The following is a 16732-nucleotide window of genomic DNA, read 5'->3' on the forward strand; positions in this document are numbered from 1 at the left end:
TTCACCTTTTTTTATATATTTTCGTCAGTTATGACTGGAAAAACTCTAACAAATCTTTATTGATTGTTTCGTGTTCTGTAGTCGGCATTCCGTGAGGGAAACCAGGATACGTGATCAGTTTGCCGTTTTTAAGCAGTTTTGCTGATTTTATACCAGAGTTTTCAATAGGAACGATCTGATCATCTTCCCCATGAAGAACCAAAACAGGAATATCCACAGCTTTCAGATCCTCTGTGAAATCGGTCTCAGAAAATGCTTTAATTCCGTCATAATGAGCCACAATTCCGCCCATCATTCCCTGTCTCCACCAGTTTCTCTGGATTCCTTCTTTTACATTTGCACCTTCTCTGTTGTACCCATAGAAAGGAAATGTCAGATCAATATAAAACTGGTTTCTGTTGTTTAAAGTCTGATCTCTGATGTTGTCGAAAACTTCGATCGGAACTCCATCAGGATTCGTTTCGCTTTTTACCATAACCGGAGGAACAGCACTGATTAAAACAGCTTTTTTTGCTCTTCCTTTAGCATATTTGTTAACATAACGGATCACTTCACCACCTCCTGTAGAGTGACCGATGTGGATAACGTCTGTCAATCCTAAAAAGTCAACCAGTTCTGCAGCATCAGAAGCGTACTGTTCGATCGTATGATTGTAAATATTCTGGCTGGAACGGCCGTGACCTCTTCTATCATGTGAAATTACTCTATATCCTCTCTGTAAGAAGAAAATAACCTGTGCATCCCAGTCATCAGATGATAAAGGCCATCCGTGGTGAAACATCAATACTGGTCCTTGTCCTTGATCTTTGTAGAAAATTTCTGTTCCGTCTTTTAATGTTAGTGTGCTCATTGTTTTTAGATTTTTAATGTTGGTAATTAATATTTTGTTGAGTATTCTTTGTTTGAATTCTTTAGCAAATTTATAAGGATTCGATTCATTGCATCTTAACCTAAGTTAAAATCGTTCATGTTAATGAAAATTAGTATTGGGTTGTATTTTCCCGGATAAGCTGTAACAGATCTGTAGCACCTCCGTTGAATTTTTTATCATTTATAAAAAAGGAAGGAGTTCCGTTCACACCACTCATAACACCACTTTCGAAATCAGTGTCTACTTTCTCTTCCAGTTCGGTTTTCTGAATATCCTCTTTGAACTGCTCAATATTTAAACCTATTTTCTCAGCAAGTTCAAATAAGAAAAGTTCATTCAGGTATTCCTGATTTTCATAGATCGCATCGTGCATTTCCCAGAATTTCCCTTGTAGATTGGCAGCTTCTGCTGCCACGGCTGCAGGTTTTGCATGAGGATGCATTTCTGACAACGGAAAATTTCTGAAAACAAATTGTACCTGACTTCCGAATTCTTTCATGAGTTCTTTCAGAACAGGATAGGCAGCTCCGCAATAAGGGCATTGATAATCGCCGTATTCTACTATGACCAGATCTGCGTTTTCATTCCCTTGAATATGGTCATTTTTATTGACTGATGGTTTTAGTGACATAGTTTATTTTGTGTTTAAGTTTTCTAAAGCTTCCAGAATTCCGTCCGCTCCCGGATTAATGGCGGTTGGAGACAGATAGCTCCATTCGATAATACCTTCTTTATTGATGACAAATAAAGCCCGTTTGCATTCTCCTTCCTCATCATCATAAACGCCATATTTTTTAGCCGTTTCTCCTTTGGCTTCGAAATCTGCCAGCAACGGGAAATGCAAATTGCGTGATTGCGAAAATGCAAGGTGGCACCATTTGCTGTCTACAGAGATTCCGAAGATTTCAGCATCATATTTTTTGAAGAATTTAAGCATTTCGTTATACAGAGCCATCTGATCACTGCAAACAGGACTCCAGTCTGCGGGATAAAAAGCCAGGATCACATTTTTACCTTTAAATTCAGATAAAGTGATTTTTTGGTCGGGGGTTGCAAACAATGTGAAATCGGGAGCAACAGTGCCTTTTGATAACATAATATTTAGTTTTTTAGCGTTTTTGAATTGGAAATTAATCTATTACAAGTTAGTAATAAAACGGCAGGTACAATCAAAGTCCAGTTTTTTAATATATCGAGAAGGAGAGGAGAGACCGCTGCACCGGATAAAAACCCGATCCATAACAGTAAAAGATGGACAGCATTGGCTTTAGACTCTCTTTTTTCATTTTCATCATTACTCATCGTAAATATCGCAGTGTTTTTCGCAAGGCTGTTTAAAGTTCCCGTTACAAAATCAGTATTTACTTTCAGATTTCCTACCGAAGTTACGATTGTATTCATAACTCCCATGGCAAAACCGATGATGGCAACTGAAAGAATAACAGGGATCGGGTGATAATAACTGATTAAAGTATAAACCATCAGAATTCCCGAAACGATATAAAAAGCGATGGTTTTGATTCTGCACTTTTTCCATAATGATAAACAGGAGCCGGAATAAATTCCCATTACAAAACTTATAACTACTGTTAATGAGGTGATGATGATCCCTGATTTATTACTGAAAAATGAGGCTCCCAATTGTGTAGTATTTCCACTCATAAAGGAGACATAGGTTTTCCACTGTATCAGTCCGGTTGCATCTGTATAGCCTGCAATAAAAGCTAAGAATATTGCCAGTTTCTCTTGTATCCTGATTTGTTCGGAAGACAGAAGAGATTTTTCCGCTGTCAAAAAGCTTTATTTTTTAGGTTGAATAAAGACCTTTTTTGCAGGAAATTTCTCAATTTCTCCCTCTTTCAAGCCGAAGTTGGTGACTACCACATCTTTTGGATTTCCGGCAAGCCATTCGCTCAAATCAATGGATTCATACACTCCACTGTTGAAACCGATAAGTACCTTGCAAACGGTATCACCCGTATTTTTAATATAATGTCCGGCTCCCATAGGAACATAACCAACATCTCCTGCATTAAACTGTTCTGTAACAATGGTTCCTTCTGCCAGGAAAACCGACATTTCTGCCTGTCCGGAAATGAAATACTGCCATTCATCCGCATTTGGATGCCAGTGCATTTCTCTTAAAGCTCCCGGTTGAAGCTCCAACACAGAACCGGCCATTGTTTTGCTGATCGGAAATTCTTTACTGGTTACCAATCGTTGTAAACCACCTCCAGGAATGATTCTTGGCTGTTGAGAATGCAACGGATAACGATGAAGATTAGTCAGTTCGATATCAGATTCCTCAGGACGGGCTGTTGCATTGAAAGATAACTCATCAGGAACAATTCCTGCTGCAAAATAGGCTTCTTTTTGTGGTAATGCAGCTACTTCTTCAAGCGTTAATCCTAAATTTTGTGCTACAATTTCCGGTGGAACGCTCGAAATAAAATCTGTAACACTGAATGTATGGTCTTCAGAAAAATTACCATTATCAAAAATCAAAATAAAATGGCATTCTTCCGTTCCTGTTGCCTGAATAGAGTGCCCGTATCCTTTTGGGAAATACCACACATCTCCTGGTTCAAAATTATCTGTATAGCTTTTTCCGTCAGGATGAATGATGGTAGTTCGTACTGTTCCGGAAATTACATATGCCCATTCCGCAGCATTGGCGTGCCAGTGAAGTTCTCTCATGCTTCCCGGCTGCAGTCTCATAGAAACTCCGGCAATGCCTATGGAAGCAGGGAAATCTTTTACGGATGCTCCTCTTGTTGTTCCGCCGTCATTCGTGCGGGGTTCTTTTTTTTCTAATTCGTATTTAAAACTAAGTAATTCGGTGTTCATAATATTATTTTTTTTAGATGAATAGGGGTTTGTTTTTATTTCTATTGTAAAGCTACTCCCGAATCAGTGGTTTTTGAGGGCTCATTCGGTGAATAGGCAAAATGAGTCGTTGAGTTTTAAGATGAAATAGCCGGAGAAAATTAAATTGTTTTTACGTTGAAGTAAAAGTGGTTTGATCTCAAACAAAGTGTGGGGAATAAAATACAGAATTGTTGGGGTACAGAACGGCTGTTAAAAAAATATTCAGTTTTTATGGGAAATCAGCTTTAGAAATAATGAATATTTCGAAAGCGGGATATAATAAGCCAGTATCAATACTGCAGGAATCAACATAGAAACCAAACCAAAGACTGAAGAGAGCCAGGCTCCCAATATACAGCCCAGTAAAAATCCGGTCAGGAGAACCAAAGATTTTTGTAATTCAATCAGTTTTTCCGGAGTATGTTGCGTAGAAATGTAGGAAAAGAAATCTAAGAGTGCTTTGGTTACATTTCCGGTCATTACCGTGGTTGAACCGAATGTTGAGTTGGTGTATAAACGGTTGGCCGTATTTTGAATTCCCATTGCAAACACGATCAGCATCAGCATGAAATGATAGATGAATCCTGTTTGAATGTGATTCTGTTTTAAAATAAAAGCAATACAGCCGGCTATAATCAGGAAAAAGCCTATGGAAGCAAAAATTTTTCGTTCACTTTTATAGATGCGGTCAACTTTTCGGGTTAAAATCACTGCCAAAATAAAAACAGGAAAACTTATCAGGTTGGTAAAATCACTCAAGGTGTGATGATGAGATAATTTATAGGCAAAAACAACAAAATTTCCTGTAATATGGGCAGAAAACAAACCATCTGCCACAGTGAAGGTACTTGTATCGGCAAAACCTGCACTGAAGGCCATGATGAGGGATGAATAAAAAACGGCATCTCTTTTCATAGTTGATGATTTATAAATGGATATAAATAAAATGAGCGTACCTAAGCACGCTCATCATTCTTTTTAGCTCATATTAAAAAGGCTGATTGTATTGGCCTGTCAATGCTTTGTTTTCGATGCTTTTTGCAAAGTTGGGGGTTTCTTCGTGATTGTGAGCATCTGAAGCGGCTTGTCTTGAGGCTGCAGCATCGGCAAGATTTACGTTATGTTCTTTCAAATATTCGAACATTTCAGGAGTGGCTGTAGCGTGAATTTCATTAGTGTACAGGGTGGTATTATCATCAATTTTGGTTGCTTTCAGTTCCCATAAAACCTGAACTTTTGTTCTTCCGTTTTTGGTAATAGAGTCTGAAATGGAAAGCATACGGCAATAATCAGGTCTATAGACTGTAGCAACATAATGCTGAACCATTAATGCGTCTCCGATGGTTTCAACGTTTAAAGAAACCGGTTCGCCATCATAAGTGGTAGAAATGGCGGCTCCGATATGCTGAGTTGAGCATCTCTGATATTCTGCATCTGGAAGGTTGAGTAACCAGTCTGCGATGTTAACTTTTTCGATAGGTGCATTGATGATTGCAGTTACACTTGAATGAGACAATGCGTTTTCCGGAGTTTGTAAAATTTCCATAATAATTGGGTTTTAATTGTTTATTTGATGATGTAAAGCTACAATCAACAGACTTCAAAATCAATTGAACTTCGATGAACAGGCAGAATGAATCGTTGAATAGGGGTGGATATTTCTTGAATAAAAAGAAAGAATGAGAGCACTATAATATTGGGCTCTTATTACATCCAGGTTATTATTTTAAATGCTTGGCTGAGATTCCTACGGAATGACAAAAATGATGTTATAAATAAAAAAATCACTGCGTGTTGCAGTGATTGAGTATACTTTTAAGTTTCGTCAGTTCGAGTGATTTTTTTGAAACAAAGTGGAAAAAAATTGTATCGAGAATTCCTCCTCCTAGTGATTTTGTAATTTGAAAACTTCCCGCTACAAATTCTTTCAGAACTTTAATTGAAGTGACGAAATGATTTAATAATTCAGTAAAATAATTTATTTAAAAAGCCATTTTCTGATCAGCCTGGTATAATTAGGCATGACTGCGAATACCATCATAAAAACAATACAGCCGGAAATGAAAAGTCCGTCAGAATAATGATTGGCAGGGATTTTTAATAATCTTAAAAAGGGTAAAAGCAATAAAGGAATCAATAATGATAAAGGATAAATTGCTGACCAGGTAACTAGAAACTGTTTCCAGCGAACGGGAACTTTTGTTTCATTTTCGTTTTCAAAAAGGAAATCGAGGCCGGATTTTATTTTGTAATTGTCATTTTTTCTGAACAGAGGATTGGCTTTTTCGATCAGTTTTTTTCTGTGGTCAGATTCCATCCAGTTTCTCAGATTTTCAATCGTGTCAAATCTTATAATGATCGTATAGACATACGTCAGATCAGGAATGGGTCTTATGATCTGCCAATCGATAAAACCTTTTGAATGTTTGGTTAACGGAACGATCTCATGCAGCCATTTTTCGTATTCCTGCTGTTTTCCATCCAGAATATGGTGTGAAATTACTACCGATGCGCCTTGATTTTCCATAAGATAAGGTTTTAAATGAAGATTAAATTTCTAGGCTTAAAGCTGGGGATTCTGTAATTGCTGTAAGAATTTCTCCGCTTCTGAAATAGAAGGTAAAATGATGTTTTTTACTTCTTCCAACTCTTTTTCTGACATTAAATTCTGATCAACAGTATTTTCTAAAAGTTCCAGTTTTTGTTCCAATAACGGTAATAATCCCATGATGGCAACGCTGGATTTCATATCATGCGCTCTGAGTTTTACTCCTGCAAAATTCTCATTTTGATAAGCTATTGACAATTCATCCAAATGCGGTGGAAGGTTATCAATAAACTGTTGTGTGACGGTTTGCTCAAAATCCTTATTTCCGGCACTTATAGACTGCATATAGGATAAGTCAATATATTGAAAAGCAGGCTTGTCATTGTGTTGATATGAAGGGGTGACGGGAGATTGTTTCAAACCGAATTTAGAGATCAGGTTAAACAATTCATGTTCATTGACAGGTTTTGAAATGTATTCATTCATTCCTCTGCTGATGCACTTTTCTCTTTCTCCTGCCATTGCATGAGCGGTCATTGCAATAATAGGAATCTCTGATTTTAAAACCTCTCTTATTTGCTGGGTTGCCTGATAGCCGTCCATTTGAGGCATCTGAAGATCCATCAGAACCAGATCGGAATCATTTTTTTTCAGATATTCAACCGCTTCCAGACCGTTTGAGGCGGTATCGAAATCGATATTCCATTGGCTTAATAGATGCTTCATCAGGCTTTGATTGATCGCATTATCATCTACTACAAGAACCTTCAATGGAACATTGGACTTGTCCTTGAATAATTGAGGATCAACCGGATGTACCTCATGAAGCTGCTCTTCAGCAATGGTATAAGGAATATAAAAATGAAACGTTGTTCCTTTTCCGAGCTCGCTGATCACCTCAATAGTTCCGTTTTGCAGCTCGATAAGCTTTTTTACAATAGATAATCCCAGTCCGGTTCCTCCATAGTTTCGGGTAATGGAATCTTCAGCCTGATTGAATCTTTCAAAGATTTCGCCCAGTTTTTCTTTGTCGATGCCAATTCCTGTATCAGAAATTTTAACGCCAAGAACAACTTGTTTTTCTGTCTGATTTCTATTGTAAACTTCGATGATAACTTCTCCTTTATGGGTAAATTTGATGGCATTTCCGATGAGGTTTACCAAAATTTGGGTCAGTCTTGTTGCATCACCTATAAGAGTATCCGGAATTGTAGTGTCTACTGTACTGGAAATTTTAAGGCTTTTTTCTTTTACCCTTTCCAGAAATAAAGTCTCTACAGAATTGATTAATCCGTTGATGCTGAATATTCCAGGAGTGATTCTCATCATTCCCGCTTCAATTTTTGATAAATCTAAAATATCATTAATGATGGTCATTAAATTCTCTCCGGATCTCTGAATGGATGATACGAATTCTGTTGACGTTTCGTCCAAAGGTCTTTTAAGCAAAAGATTGGTAAATCCTAAAATTCCGCTTAAAGGAGTTCGGATTTCATGGCTCATATTGGCCAGAAAATTTTCTTTTGTCTGTGCGGCAATAGAGGCTTTTTTCTCTGCAATGTTCAGTTCCTGGATCAATATTCTCTGGCGTTTGAACTGACGGAGGATATGATAACCGACAATGGAGCCGCTTAATATTAAAAGAATTAATAAAGAAATATCGTAAAGTCTTGCTTTCTGTCCCATTTCTTCGTTTTTCTTACTGAGATCAACCATATGCAACTTTCTACTTTCATAGATTTTTGCGGTAATGGAAGTGATCTCATTCGAAATATTTCTTGCACGCGGATTGGCAATAGAAGTATTGTCATTCATATTGCCCAGAGTAAGGTAACGGTGGAGAAGTTTATCCTTCGTTCTTTTCTTGTCCATTGCAAGAACACTTAATCTGTGAATGAGTCTCTCTTCTTTTGAATCGGCATTGTCTTTGGAAAGGGAATCTAAAAAGTTTTCTATTTGATTGATTTTTTGATCGATACCTTCCAGATGGGTGGTGTCATTCGTAGCAATGGAGGCTCTGATTCTGCTTTCAACGCCTAAAATGTCGCGGTCTATTTCACGTAAATGATTGCTGGAGCGTAATTCATTCAAAAGCTTGTTGTTGTTTTGAATAAGCTCTTTGGTATTTCTGGCAGAATTGATCTGAACTGCTATTAAGAGTAATGAACCCGCAATGAAACTGATAACGATAAAGTAACTAAACCGTTTGTTGCCCATTACTGAGAGTATTTTTTTCATAAGTTACATTTAAAATTAATGAGCAGAAGAAACCTCTATAACGAATGTTTAAAAGACATTCATCCTTTTATTAAGGGCTTTTCGGTACGCATCTGCTACCGGGATAAATTTTCCGTTTATTTTAATTCCGCCATCCTGTAAGGTATCAATTTTGCCGACAGAGATGATATAAGACCGGTGAACCCGGATAAAACTTTCTTTTGGTAGCCGCTCTTCAGCCGCTTTCATCGTTCCGTGAATGGCAAACATTTTTTCTTTTGTGTAGAACTTTACATAATCGCCCATTGCTTCGGCATAAAAAATATCATCCAGCTTTAATCTCCTTGTGATATTAGAATCTCTTACAAAAAGAAACTCATCTTTTGTGATCTCCACATTTTCTTTCCGGCTTTCAAAAACCGACTGTGCTTTGCTTACGGCCTGTAAAAATCTCGCAGGCATCACAGGTTTCAGAAGATAATCTGCAATATTCAATTCGAAAGCTTCTAAAGCATATTCTTTATTTGATGTTGTGAAAATAATGATCGTATCTTTTCCTGTAAGGTTTTTCGTAAGCTCTATTCCTGTCATTTCCGGCATTTCAATATCCAGAAAAATCAAATCTACAGGATTGGACTGCAAATAGGTATAGGCTTCAATCGCATTGGAAAATTCGCTCACAATCGTAAGATTTGGAACCTGCTTCGCTAAGTGTGCTAAAGTTGTTCTTGCAATGTCATTATCGTCTACGATAAGAGCTTTCATAGGGTTATTTATTTATGATGTACACAAATATAATTATTCCTTTTCTTATTTCCTTATTTTCTAAAGTATGAACGGATCATCCAGGCCATTTCTTCATGAGTTTCCATCAATCCTGTAATAAAATCACTGGTACCATAATCTTTATATTCTTCTGCAAATGGAGTGATATTTCCCCTTAAAAATTCGATGATGCTTTCGTGGTCACTCAACAAATCTTTCATATATCCCAACCCATCGTTTGTTCTGTCACTGTACTCTGTAAGATGTGTTAATTCTAAGTAGATTTTCATGGTTGCCGGAGCGTAATGTCCGATTTTTCTCATACGTTCTGCAACGCTGTCGATGATTTCGTCTAGCTGTTTGTATTGTTCTTCGAAGAAGATATGATTGGCGTGGAAGTTATCTCCGGTTACATTCCAGTGTGCATTTCTGGTTTTAATGTAAAGTAGAGTTTCATCAGCTAATAATTTTGCCAATTCTGCAGCAACAGCATCTGTGTTGGCTTCTGTGATTCCGATTTTTGTTTTCATAATAATAGGATTTAAGTGAGAGCGGTATTGCTCTGTTTCTGACGTAAAGTTCCGCTTCAATTCTCTTTTTCTAAGAATATTTTCGGTGAATAGGCAAAATGAGTCGTTGAAATGAGGGATAAGCTGAGAAGTGTTTTTTATATCTATATCATTCGAATCTGTTTGTATAAAAAATAGTGCTATTTATCGCTAAGGAAGATTGGTTCATGTGTGTTGTCAAGGCGAAATGATCTTCAAATACTTTTATAGATGATTGGTAAGTCTACTGCAACTACAGAATGGAAGGGGCAAAAAACTTTCACAGGAATAAAAAAAAAAAGAATTTTGAACACTGGAATTACAAAAAATTATCATTCCATTTCAGAAAAATAAAGGTTATTGCAACTACAGAATAGAGAGGTCAAAAAACTTTTATAAGAGGTGGAGAATGATGAAATTTGAGTTCTAAGGTAAAGTGAATAGTAATTGAATTCAAAAAATATTATATCAAGAGCGTCAACAGAAAGTCGTATAAAAAATATCAACAGGAGAAAATAACTAAGGATAAACAAGTTTTTTCTTACACTCAAAATAAAATTTGAAGAGGTGATTGTTCAATACATTCCAATATTGACAAAATTCATTGTTTTTCTGTGATGGCTCTGTGATTAATTCGCTGACTAATAAGATAATAAGAGAGGGTGATTAAAGAATTGCTCAAAAAATAGAATTCCACTTGAGGTGATCGGCTTATCAATAATACCCTCTCAAATTATCAATTTTTATCAAAACTAATTTTCAATAATCAATGAGTACACCATTACATACTATTTTCAGCTGGTTTGAAGCTGGAGATTTTCCAACAGAAGCACAGTTTAAAGAAACATTTTCCTCTTTTTATCATAAGGAATGCCCAATCCCTATTGAAGGTATTGAAGGATTTGAAGAACTTTTTAAATTATTTGCCAGTGCAGAAGCATTTAAAGAGCATTTAGAGGATCCAAAGGCTCATTCTGAATATTTGGCCCTGCTTAATGCCAGTAATCTGGCAGCAACCGATGTTAACAGCTGGAAAAGTAAATTAGGAATTAGCAATGTTGCTACGGTTGACGGCTCTGGTCAGTTGGGGAATGCGTACACAAAAATACAGGTGGATAGTTTTGTAGATGCATTGAAAAATGCTGATAAAGACCTAATACTGGAGCTAGGGAATATTAAAAAGATATTATTATCGAATGATCTATCCTTGGATGAGCTTCAGGAAATCGTAGACTATATCAAAGAAAACAAGGAACAGATAGATTTGCTTAAAGAAGCACTTGCCAGTAACATATCAGATGATAAAATCAATCTTACTGGAAGTTATTCAAACTGGGGAGCAGCCACTCATCAAAATCAGTTCAATGATGTAGTATATAATAAAATTAAAAGTATCGAAGATGCAGCCAGTCCCGAAAAAAACAAGTATGAAGAGAGAATCAGGGGGGACTCCAGAATACAACATAATCTTGATACTTTAAGTTTTGTGATTGATGCCTACGACACAGTTACAATGTTTACAGTACCCCTTAAGGTGAGAAGAATAGACAGCAATACTATTGAAGTGCTGTTTGATTCTGTACCACCCAATATAATTCAGTTAACCATTAAAAAAATATAATTATGGACATTAAATACGCTTATTATCGAAGTTCTGTAGGATACAAAATCGAAGGGAAAACAGACAATGATATTTTAACCGCTGGAGGAAGCACAAGATCAATCAATTCTTTTTGGCATGATGGAAATTTAAACCCTTTAGATTATGTGCCAAAAACACGAACTTTAACCATTAACGGTACAGCTTATGATTTGTCAGCAAACAGATCGTTTACAACACCAGACACTATTACCCGTCTAAAAGGTGGAGCATCAGGATCTTTAGTATCTGGAGATGTTACCCTTGCAGCAGGTTCTAATATGGCAATCAGTCAAACCGGGAATACCATCACATTAGCTTCTACGGATACAACTTACAGCGCAGGGAATGGTTTGACATTAACGGGCACTTCATTCTCTTTACCGGTTACTACTTCAGGTACAGGTAATGTAGTGACAGGAGTTAGTCAGACTGCTAATGGCATTACGGTCTCTTTAGGTTCTATGCCTACTGCATCTGATTTGGCCAATTATATCCCGTTATCGCAAAAAGGTTCAGTGAATGGGGTGGCTACACTGGATGCGGCAGGGCAGGTTCCGGCATCTCAATTACCGTCTTATGTGGATGATGTATTGGAGGGATATTACAAAACTGCTGACGGAAAGTTTTATAAAGAAGCGGCATATACCAATCTTATTACCGGAGAGACAGGTAAAATTTATGTATCTCTCGATACTAACAAAACTTATAGATGGACGGGGACAACGTTCGTGTATATCACTTCAGGTGCTGTAGATTCTGTAAATGGATTAACAGGAGTTGTAGTTTTAAACAAAACTCATGTCGGTTTAAGTAATGTTGATAATACAGCAGATGCAGCGAAAAATGTTCTTACTGCTACAAAATGGCTTACAGCAAGAACAATTACGCTTTCCGGAGTTACGGCAACAGCACAGTCAATTGACGGTTCAGGAAATGTGACCATCCCTATTACTGCAGTTCCGGCGACAATACTTACAGGAACCGCATCAATCAATACAACAGGATCGGCTGCAAAACTGACAACACCAAGAACAATTGCTGCTACAGGTGACGCTACCTGGACAACAACTTTTGACGGATCTGTAAATGTTTCTTCAGCATTAACGTTGGCTGCAACAGGAGTCGCTGCAGGAACTTATGATGAAGTTACAGTGGATGCTAAAGGTAGAGTAATTTCTGGAAGCAATACTACAAAATCATATACTACTGCTATTTCCGGGCCTGCAAGTTTAGCCCACAATTTAGGAACTAGAAATGTGGATGTTGCGATGTATGATACAGTAACGTTTTACAAAATTGATGGCAGGATAAAATTAACCGATCCTAATAAAATAGAAATTGAATTTGATTCTGCTTTACCTAATACTGTATCAGTAACAGTAACCCGTAAAGATATTTAATATGGATATAAAATATGCATTTTATAACACCTCTAAAGGTTATAAAGTGGTGGGTGGTACAGCCGCCCACTTTTTAAAAGCAGATGGTTCTTTAGATGGTACAGAATATATTGATAAGTATTCAGAACAAAGTATATTCGGAAGAAAATCTTTTTCAGGAGCAACGGGTAATTCTTATAATTTAGTAGGAATAGAAACCAGAGGTGGAGGAGCATCAGATACTATATTTCCCTCAATATCATTTCATCAGCCTGGTCTTTATGCCGCTACATTACAATATAGGTCAAATGGTTATTACTTCATGAATATCAATGGTAATTCTTTTGATTACGTGAGGTCCGCAGGATACTATAAAGACGGGTCAAGTAATGAAATGTTTCTTACGGGAGGTGGAGGAGACTACGATTCCAGAAAAAAAGAAGATTCTTATCTGCATTCATCAAGAGATTTTTCAAATGGTACTTTAATTGAAACAGATGTAGACTATTCTGTGACTTCCGGAGACCAGTTCCTTCTGGAAATGAAAGGAAATATGTATAGTAATGGAAATTATTTGCCATTGGATTTTAAGCTTCAAGGTTATATTTACAATAATACTATAATTTCTGAAGGAGGATATTCTACGCTATTTTATTTTAATTATATTATTGCTTTAAATTCCGGAGGAAAACTGGCTTTCTGGTTTCCAAGATTAGGATATTGGCAAGGATTTGATGTGAAAGTCACCGTTGGGTACGGAGGGCTAAACCAAGGAAAAAACAGAGCTACTTCAATTTCAGACAGTGTAGATCCTGGTGGAACTAAAAGAGTCCAGATTAATCTAAAACATTTACTTACTAAAGAAGAACTTGTTTCCGGAAATACGTTTTGGGAAAAAAAAGATGTCGGAGGAGCTTATTGGGCACTAGAATCTGATAAAGATATTGGAGCGTTTACTTCAGGAAGTAATGCTCAGAGAATATTATCAGGTGGGTTATTAGCCTCTGACCAGTATTATGATAAGAATTATATACCTACTAACGGTATTCATGCAAAAGGATTTATTCAATCTGATGAAGGATTTCAAAACAGGTATTTTAAATCAGATCAAAGAAATAGAATATGGTCTTTTGCCAATGCTGATGCTTGGGGGATGTCATATTACCAAGGTGGGGGAATGAATCAATTTGTAGGAGAAGGGATCGGATTTCATTTTGGTGACGCTTCATCTTATAAACAGTATTTCTCTCAATCAGGAAGGATTTATACCTCATTAGATGGGGATTCGGGAGCATGGGCGGCAGCTTATAGCTGGGGAAATCATAGAGCTTATGGTAATAATCAATGGTTAGGAGCAGACTATATAGGAGGTGGGATGGAGAAACCTAATTCATCCTATTTCGGAGCAGGAAAATTAAAACTCCAAATGCTGGAAGGGGGTGGCAATATGGGCATTTCAAATATGGGATGGTCAGACGTTTTATGGATGTCTTCTTATAATGGTTCCGATGTTAAGAAATCAAATGCAATCGTAGCGTCAAAACAATTTGGCAAAATTGGATTTGTGCAGCAAGACTATGATGCTCCTAATTGGGGAACTTTCAATGAGTTTTGGACTACCGCTAATTTGAATCCGGCAACACAGACAGATTTAGATAATTATTATCATATCAATAAAGGCGGGATCTCTAATCAGTCTGAATTAGTTCCCAATGGATTACAGAGTATTTCAACAGGAAACTCGGGCTCTAATTTTGATGGTGATCTGGCTAATAGAACACTTGAAGGAACTTTTGCAAGTTTTAATGGATATTCTAAGAAATCAAAAAATTTAGGTTTTACTTTATTTGCGCCCACTTCTAAAGGACAAGGCCTCTATTATAAAACCTGGTATGGAGGGAGCCAGGCTGTTTGGAAGAGGCTTCTTGAATCTTCCGATTTGGCGGGTTATGTAAAGTCTTATGAGAATGCAACTGCGGTAGGTTTTTCGTCAGGTTTATCTACAGCAGCACCCTATATATATCATGCTACTGATGGTTATGTATTCTTAGCTACCCAATCTTGGGTGTTAGCTAATTTTGGCTCTCAATCCGGAATAAAGTTAAATGAAGAATTTACGACCAATACAGGATCAGGTTTAGTAATTTCGGATGATGATTTTGGAGGTGAATCAGGGATTTTAGATCGTCAGTTGAAAAGGTTTCTTGCAGCAAAAAAAGATGGATACTATTTTTATGGTTCAGAGTATGGTGGGGTTGATGGATTAAATTTTTATTGTAAAACTGGCTTTTTCGGAATGGGAAGAGAAGCTAATAAATATGATAAGTTAACAGTAGAGGGATCTGTAAAGGCCAGCCGGAATTTTAAATCAGAAAAAGAAAGACCGGATACAATATTTATTCCTAATGGAGAGATTGCTGAACTAAGAGATGAAATTATTAATGATGAATCTGATTATACAATTAGATTGAATCCCAATGAATATCAAATAGATCCTTATAGTATTCTTCAGGTAGACGATAGAAACAGGCTTATCCATATTATTGGGGAACAGGTTGAAATGGGAGTTAATTTTAATAAACTTTACCCTAAACAAGAGATTGTTATCTATAATTTTGATCAAAAAGGCAATAGTATGGAAGTTCAGATATATGGCAAAACCATATATAAAATTGAATCACATTGCTTCCTGAGATTATATGTGACAGAATCATTAAGAGTAATTGCTGAAAGGCAGCAACAGTGTGATTTTGTTTGGTAAAAAAAATATTCAATAGAGTAGCCAATTAAAGATATATCCCGGTAAAATAAAAATTTATCGAGCTCATTTAATATAACACAAAACCCACAATAAGAGACAAAAGTTTTCTTATTGTGGGTTTTGCATTTTTTGTTTAAATAATAATATATGAAAGAATTATCAAAAACTTCAAAAATAAGCGACATTATTAAAATTAATGCATTGCTGATTTAAAGACCTGAATAAATTGTTTTTCTTGTTCGGATAATTGCGAATCCCCACTTTTTAGAATTGAATAGTCAGTATTTTAGTTTTTAAAAGAAAATCCCGTATTTATACGGAAATAAACTGCATTAATTTTCTGTAAATTTGGTTATTGAACTAATTATTTTTGCTTTATTTCTATTATATTTAAAAATTATAAATAATAGAATTAAATTTATTATTTCATATAAAAAAAACAATAACCACGGAGACTAGAAACCATTACAAACGGGGCGTATACCGAAAAGCCAGATGAGTAGGGAATTTTAAATAAAATTATATCATGAGTCAATTTCAATTAGGGATGTCCTTAACTTTTTTAAAAAGAGATTTAGCTGTAGTTATCCAAAGTACAGAAAAGGAGATCGAAGCTACACCGAAAAAAAAGGTTACGATTAAAGAATATTTACTTATTCCGACTAAACTTCCATCATCAGATGATTATGTGACATTTACTGAATTAAAAAAAGATTTTAATAATATTTTTGGTACAGATTCTAAGGAGGCTACAGATAAAATTACAGATCAGTTAAAAGAAAATAGCTCGGATGGTAAATTTAGCATCGATAATATTCATTTTTATCTAAAGACTGCCTATTTATATAAAAAAGCATACTATATAAACACAGAAACTGATGAAGCAAAACCAGCTAAAATATCAGAGTGTGATGAGAATGGAAAGCCTGTAACAAATGATAAAAATGCAAAATGGGAATATGCATTATCAATAAGCATTGACAGTAAGGAATTCTTTTCAGAATTTAGTACAATGTCTATTAACTCAATAAGTTTTTCTATCTGGAACACAGATCGTAATGTGGTGAAGAAAATGATGACGTTGGGATCAACTGATGATATCTTTAAACAGTTAGAAGAATCTAGCAAGTAAA

The 16732-nt window shown here is 36.1% G+C and carries 15 protein-coding genes; 4 read left to right on the forward strand and 11 right to left on the reverse strand.

Annotation, left to right across the window (positions count from 1 at the left end):
* Positions 1-28: 28 nt before the first annotated feature.
* The 11 genes from JI747_RS12050 to JI747_RS12100 all read right to left on the reverse strand — a co-directional run bounded on the left by JI747_RS12050 (position 29) and on the right by JI747_RS12100 (position 9799).
* Positions 29-850 carry an alpha/beta fold hydrolase gene (locus JI747_RS12050; RefSeq protein WP_225688991.1) on the reverse strand — a complete coding sequence of 274 codons (822 nt, stop codon included), beginning with the start codon at positions 848-850 and terminating at the stop codon, positions 29-31.
* 130 nt (positions 851-980) lie between these two features.
* Positions 981-1502, reverse strand: coding sequence for a DsbA family protein (locus JI747_RS12055; RefSeq protein WP_225688993.1), 522 nt, complete (start codon positions 1500-1502; stop codon positions 981-983).
* A gap of 3 nt (positions 1503-1505) precedes the next feature.
* Positions 1506-1967 carry a redoxin domain-containing protein gene (locus JI747_RS12060; RefSeq protein ID WP_225688995.1) on the reverse strand — a complete coding sequence of 154 codons (462 nt, stop codon included), beginning with the start codon at positions 1965-1967 and terminating at the stop codon, positions 1506-1508.
* 5 nt (positions 1968-1972) lie between these two features.
* Positions 1973-2665, reverse strand: a complete 693-nt coding sequence (locus JI747_RS12065; RefSeq protein WP_225688997.1) for a YoaK family protein — start codon at positions 2663-2665, stop codon at positions 1973-1975.
* Positions 2666-2671: 6 nt separating this feature from the next.
* Positions 2672-3718 (reverse strand): cupin domain-containing protein, encoded by a 1047-nt coding sequence (locus JI747_RS12070; protein WP_225688999.1) that lies wholly within the window; start codon positions 3716-3718, stop codon positions 2672-2674.
* A gap of 243 nt (positions 3719-3961) precedes the next feature.
* Complete coding sequence (locus JI747_RS12075; RefSeq protein ID WP_225689001.1) at positions 3962-4654, reverse strand: YoaK family protein; 693 nt, start codon at positions 4652-4654, stop codon at positions 3962-3964.
* 73 nt (positions 4655-4727) lie between these two features.
* Positions 4728-5285, reverse strand: a complete 558-nt coding sequence (locus JI747_RS12080; protein ID WP_225689003.1) for a hypothetical protein — start codon at positions 5283-5285, stop codon at positions 4728-4730.
* A gap of 432 nt (positions 5286-5717) precedes the next feature.
* Positions 5718-6266: an antibiotic biosynthesis monooxygenase gene (locus JI747_RS12085; protein ID WP_225689005.1), complete on the reverse strand. Its 549-nt coding sequence runs from the start codon at positions 6264-6266 to the stop codon at positions 5718-5720.
* Positions 6267-6302: 36 nt separating this feature from the next.
* On the reverse strand, positions 6303-8525 hold the full coding sequence (locus JI747_RS12090; protein ID WP_225689007.1) for a response regulator: 2223 nt from the start codon (positions 8523-8525) through the stop codon (positions 6303-6305).
* Between the two features lie 48 nt (positions 8526-8573).
* On the reverse strand, positions 8574-9269 hold the full coding sequence (locus JI747_RS12095; RefSeq protein ID WP_225689008.1) for a LytR/AlgR family response regulator transcription factor: 696 nt from the start codon (positions 9267-9269) through the stop codon (positions 8574-8576).
* Positions 9270-9322: 53 nt separating this feature from the next.
* On the reverse strand, positions 9323-9799 hold the full coding sequence (locus tag JI747_RS12100; RefSeq protein WP_225689009.1) for a Dps family protein: 477 nt from the start codon (positions 9797-9799) through the stop codon (positions 9323-9325).
* 787 nt (positions 9800-10586) lie between these two features.
* Here JI747_RS12100 and JI747_RS12105 point away from each other — a divergent pair.
* The 4 genes from JI747_RS12105 (at position 10587) to JI747_RS12120 (ending at position 16731) form a co-directional block, all read left to right on the forward strand.
* Positions 10587-11438 (forward strand): zinc ribbon domain-containing protein, encoded by an 852-nt coding sequence (locus JI747_RS12105; RefSeq protein ID WP_225689010.1) that lies wholly within the window; start codon positions 10587-10589, stop codon positions 11436-11438.
* Positions 11439-11440: 2 nt separating this feature from the next.
* Positions 11441-12859, forward strand: a complete 1419-nt coding sequence (locus JI747_RS12110; RefSeq protein ID WP_225689011.1) for a phage tail protein — start codon at positions 11441-11443, stop codon at positions 12857-12859.
* A 1-nt stretch (position 12860) separates the two neighbouring features.
* The gene (locus JI747_RS12115; protein ID WP_225689012.1) at positions 12861-15599 is read left to right on the forward strand and encodes a hypothetical protein; all 2739 of its coding nucleotides are present in this window, start codon (positions 12861-12863) and stop codon (positions 15597-15599) included.
* Between the two features lie 526 nt (positions 15600-16125).
* The gene (locus JI747_RS12120) at positions 16126-16731 is read left to right on the forward strand and encodes a hypothetical protein (protein WP_225689013.1); all 606 of its coding nucleotides are present in this window, start codon (positions 16126-16128) and stop codon (positions 16729-16731) included.
* Position 16732 lies beyond the last annotated feature (1 nt).

Source organism: Chryseobacterium tagetis (assembly GCF_016735585.2).
Taxonomy (GTDB): domain Bacteria; phylum Bacteroidota; class Bacteroidia; order Flavobacteriales; family Weeksellaceae; genus Chryseobacterium; species Chryseobacterium tagetis.

Bases quoted from the DNA above. Each gene is read 5' to 3' on its own strand.
- JI747_RS12085 (WP_225689005.1), bottom strand. From the start codon at position 6,266: ATGGAAAATCAAGGCGCATCGGTAGTAATTTCACACCATATTCTGGAT.
- JI747_RS12105 (WP_225689010.1), top strand. From the start codon at position 10,587: ATGAGTACACCATTACATACTATTTTCAGCTGGTTTGAAGCTGGAGAT.
- JI747_RS12120 (WP_225689013.1), top strand. From the start codon at position 16,126: ATGAGTCAATTTCAATTAGGGATGTCCTTAACTTTTTTAAAAAGAGAT.
- JI747_RS12070 (WP_225688999.1), bottom strand. From the start codon at position 3,718: ATGAACACCGAATTACTTAGTTTTAAATACGAATTAGAAAAAAAAGAA.
- JI747_RS12115 (WP_225689012.1), top strand. From the start codon at position 12,861: ATGGATATAAAATATGCATTTTATAACACCTCTAAAGGTTATAAAGTG.
- JI747_RS12090 (WP_225689007.1), bottom strand. From the start codon at position 8,525: ATGAAAAAAATACTCTCAGTAATGGGCAACAAACGGTTTAGTTACTTT.
- JI747_RS12055 (WP_225688993.1), bottom strand. From the start codon at position 1,502: ATGTCACTAAAACCATCAGTCAATAAAAATGACCATATTCAAGGGAAT.
- JI747_RS12080 (WP_225689003.1), bottom strand. From the start codon at position 5,285: ATGGAAATTTTACAAACTCCGGAAAACGCATTGTCTCATTCAAGTGTA.
- JI747_RS12050 (WP_225688991.1), bottom strand. From the start codon at position 850: ATGAGCACACTAACATTAAAAGACGGAACAGAAATTTTCTACAAAGAT.
- JI747_RS12060 (WP_225688995.1), bottom strand. From the start codon at position 1,967: ATGTTATCAAAAGGCACTGTTGCTCCCGATTTCACATTGTTTGCAACC.
- JI747_RS12100 (WP_225689009.1), bottom strand. From the start codon at position 9,799: ATGAAAACAAAAATCGGAATCACAGAAGCCAACACAGATGCTGTTGCT.
- JI747_RS12075 (WP_225689001.1), bottom strand. From the start codon at position 4,654: ATGAAAAGAGATGCCGTTTTTTATTCATCCCTCATCATGGCCTTCAGT.
- JI747_RS12110 (WP_225689011.1), top strand. From the start codon at position 11,441: ATGGACATTAAATACGCTTATTATCGAAGTTCTGTAGGATACAAAATC.
- JI747_RS12095 (WP_225689008.1), bottom strand. From the start codon at position 9,269: ATGAAAGCTCTTATCGTAGACGATAATGACATTGCAAGAACAACTTTA.